Below are 3,438 nucleotides of genomic sequence, written 5' to 3' on the forward strand. Positions count from 1 at the left end.
ATCGCCCGCACCTGGCTCGGAGCAGGAGCGCTCCTGGCCACCGGGGCCCTGACGCTCACCGCCTGCGGTTCGGGCTTCAACGATTCCGGCAGCGCCGAGCAGACCTCCGGCGGCTCGCTGTCGATCCTCATCGGGTCCTCGGGCGACGCCGAGACCCAGGCCGTCGAGGACGCCGTCGCGGCGTGGTCGAAGGAGTCCGGCGTCGACGCGAAGGTGCAGGTCGCGAACGACCTCCCCCAGCAGCTGTCCCAGGGTTTCGCGGCAGGGTCGCCGCCGGACCTCTTCTACCTCGCGCCCGAGGCCCTCGCCGGCTACGCGGCGAACGGGTCGATCGCCGCGTACGGCGACGACCTGGCGAACAAGGCCGACTTCTACCCCTCGCTCGTGGAGAACTTCACCGTCGACGGCAAGTTCTACTGCGCCCCGAAGGACTTCTCGACCCTGGCACTCGTCATCAACACCGACCTGTGGTCGGCGGCCGGACTCACGGATGCCGACATCCCGAAGACGTGGGACCAGCTGGCATCCGTCGCCCAGAAGCTCACGGCGGACGGCCGCGTCGGTCTCGCGTTCGGCGCCGAGTACCAGCGCGTGGGCGCGTTCATGGCGCAGGCCGGCGGCGGGCTGTTGATCGACGGCAAGGCCACCGCCGACAGCTCGGCCAACGTCGAAGCGCTGCAGTACGTCAAGACCCACCTCAACGACGGCTCCTTCGCGTTCGCCCCCGACGTGGGCGCCGGCTGGGGCGGCGAGGCCTTCGGCACGCAGAAGGCCGCGATGACCATCGAGGGCAACTGGATCACGGGCGCCCTCACCGCCGACTATCCCACCGTGAAGTACACCGTCGCCGAGCTCCCCGCCGGTCCTGGCGGCAAGGGCACGCTGCAGTTCACCAACTGCTGGGGCATGGCCGCCGACAGCAAGAACCAAGACAACGCCCGCGCCCTCGCCGAGTACCTCACCGGCACCGACCAGCAGCTCGCGTTCTCGAAGGCGTTCGGCCCGATGCCGTCCATCCAGTCCGCCGCCGACGCGTGGTCGAGCGCGAACCCGAACCTGACGGCGTTCCTCGCCGGGGCCGAATACGCCCAGTTCCCGCCGAACATCGCGGGCGCCGCCGACGTCATCACCGACTTCAACGCCCAGCTGGAGTCGCTGAAGACCGGTGACCCGCAGGCGATCCTCACCACGGTGCAGGGCAACCTCGAGGCGATCGCCAAGTAGGCGCGACCGCCCATGACCGCTCTCACCACCGCGCCCCGCCGCGCCGGGTCCTCCTCCTCGGGGATCCGGCGCGGCGAGGCCGCCGCCGGCTGGCTCTTCACCGCCCCGGTGCTGATCATCCTCGGCGTGTTCCTCCTCGTCCCGGTGCTCATGGCGCTGTGGGTGAGCTTCTCCGACTGGACCGGCCGGGGCAGCCCCTTCTCCTCGAACGTGAACTTCGTCGGGCTCGACAACTACGCCGCCGTTACCACCGGTGGCGGCCTCGCCGAGCGCGACTTCGGCACGGCCCTGCGCAACAACGCCTGGTACGTGCTGCTCGTCGTACCGCTGCAGACCGCCCTCTCGCTCTTCCTCGCCGTCCTCGTCAACCGCGCGGTGCTGCGCGGTCGCGGGTTCTTCCGCACGGCGTTCTACTTCCCCTCCGTCACCAGCTCCGTCGCAATCACCGTGCTGTGGCTGTTCCTCTTCTCCACGTCGGGCGCGATCAACGAGGTGCTGTCGTGGCTGGGCATCAACGGCCCCAACTGGTTCAGCGACCCGTCCGGCATCGTGCACAACGCCCTCGCGGCGATCGGCGTCGCGAACGGACCCGCCGCCCTGACCGGGAACACGTTCCTCGGCGTCTCGTGGTGGGACTGGCTCGGCGGGCCATCGGTGGCGATGTCCGCCTTCATCCTCATGGCGGTCTTCACGACCTCGGGCACCTTCATGCTCCTGTTCATCGCGGGCCTGCAGAACATCGGCGGCGACGTGCAGGAGGCCGCGATGATGGATGGCGCGAACGGGTGGCAGCGCTTCTGGCGCGTCACGCTCCCCCAGCTGCGGCCCGTCCTCTTCACGGTGCTCACCCTCGGGCTCATCGGCACCTGGCAGGTGTTCGACCAGATCTACACCGGCACCCAGGGCGGACCGGGCAAGACGACCCTGACCCCCGCCTACCTCAGCTACTCGTCGGCCTTCCTGTCGCAGCAGTGGGGCCAGGGTGCGGCGATCGCGTTCGTGCTGTTCGTGATCATCGTCGTCCTGACGATCCTGCAGCGATGGGTACTGCGGGAGCGTCCTGTCTCGCGTCGACGCGCGCGGCAGTACGAAGTGCGCACCCCGAAGGGAGGAGCTCGATGACCGCCACGGCATCCCCCGAAGTCACCGTCGCCGCCGAGCAGGTCGTCGGCGGCCCGCGGAGCAAGCCCGCGAAGCACCGCATATCGGGCAAGGCACTGCGCTGGCAGATCGCCCTGTACGCGCTGCTGTGCGTGCTCGCGCTGATCTACATCTATCCGTTCCTCGTGCAGGTGGCGACGTCGTTCAAGCCGGATGCCGTCGCCGCCGCCGATCCGATCTCGCTCGTGCCGCAGCCCTTCACGTGGGCCGCGTACGAGAGGCTCTTCCTCCGCTCCGACTTCCCCGTCTGGTTCGCCAACTCCGCCGTCGTCACCGTGTTCGTGACCCTCGGCCGCGTGTTCTTCAACTCCCTCGCCGGATACGCCCTCGCGCGCCTGCAGTTCCGGGGGCGTGGGATCGTCTTCGCGGCCCTGGTCGCGGTCATGGCGGTCCCGGCGGTGGTGCTGCTGATCCCGAAGTTCCTCGTGATCAACCAGCTCGGCATCTACGACTCGTACGCGGGCATGATCCTCCCCCTGTTGGTGGATGCCGCCGGTGTCTTCATCATGAAGAACTTCTTCGAGTCGATCCCCCCGTCCGTCGAGGAGCAGGCCCGCATCGACGGGGCGAGCACGTTCCGGATCTTCTGGTCCGTGGTCCTGCCGATGGCGCGTCCGGCGCTGATCACGATCGTGATCCTGTCCTTCCAGGGATCGTGGAACGAGCTGAGCCACTTCGTCATCTCGACGCAGTCGCCCGAGCTCACCACCCTGACCAAGGGCGTCGCCTCCCTCGCGAGCGGACAGCTCAGCCAGGGCAGCCAGTTCCCCCTCAAACTCGCGGCCGCGGCCATCATGACGATTCCGGTCGCCGTGGTGTTCTTCGTGTTCCAGCGCCGCATCATGAACGCCAGTGAAGGAGCCGTCAAAGAATGACCACCGCCCCCGCCGCCTCGACGGACGCGCCGACCGCCCCCGCCCCGGACGACACCGTGCCGCTGCAGCCCCTGCCGCTCGGCGGTGATGAAGACCTTCATCCGGGATGCCACGGCGCTCGCCGCCGCGCGTCAGCGCGCGCTCTCCGGTCGTGACGCCACCGCGCCCGCCCAGAGCG

3 protein-coding genes are annotated in these 3,438 nt (G+C 69.1%); all 3 read left to right on the forward strand.

Translation table 11 applies throughout. From position 1 onward, the window contains the following. The 3 genes from I5G_RS14265 to I5G_RS14275 are packed head-to-tail and all read left to right on the forward strand — an operon-like array spanning window position 1 to window position 3,260. Entirely contained in the window at window positions 1-1,224 is a 1,224-nt protein-coding gene (locus I5G_RS14265; RefSeq protein WP_026095944.1) for an extracellular solute-binding protein, read from the forward strand. A 12-nt stretch (window positions 1,225-1,236) separates the two neighbouring features. Beyond that, window positions 1,237-2,346 carry a carbohydrate ABC transporter permease gene (locus I5G_RS14270; protein WP_022879661.1) on the forward strand — a complete coding sequence of 370 codons (1,110 nt, stop codon included), beginning with the start codon at window positions 1,237-1,239 and terminating at the stop codon, window positions 2,344-2,346. Continuing rightward, window positions 2,343-3,260 (forward strand): carbohydrate ABC transporter permease, encoded by a 918-nt coding sequence (locus I5G_RS14275; RefSeq protein WP_022879662.1) that lies wholly within the window; start codon window positions 2,343-2,345, stop codon window positions 3,258-3,260. The genes I5G_RS14270 and I5G_RS14275 overlap by 4 nt, the downstream gene beginning before the upstream one ends. Window positions 3,261-3,438 lie beyond the last annotated feature (178 nt).

Source organism: Microbacterium sp. B19, from assembly GCF_000333395.1.
Classification (GTDB): Bacteria; Actinomycetota; Actinomycetes; order Actinomycetales; family Microbacteriaceae; genus Microbacterium.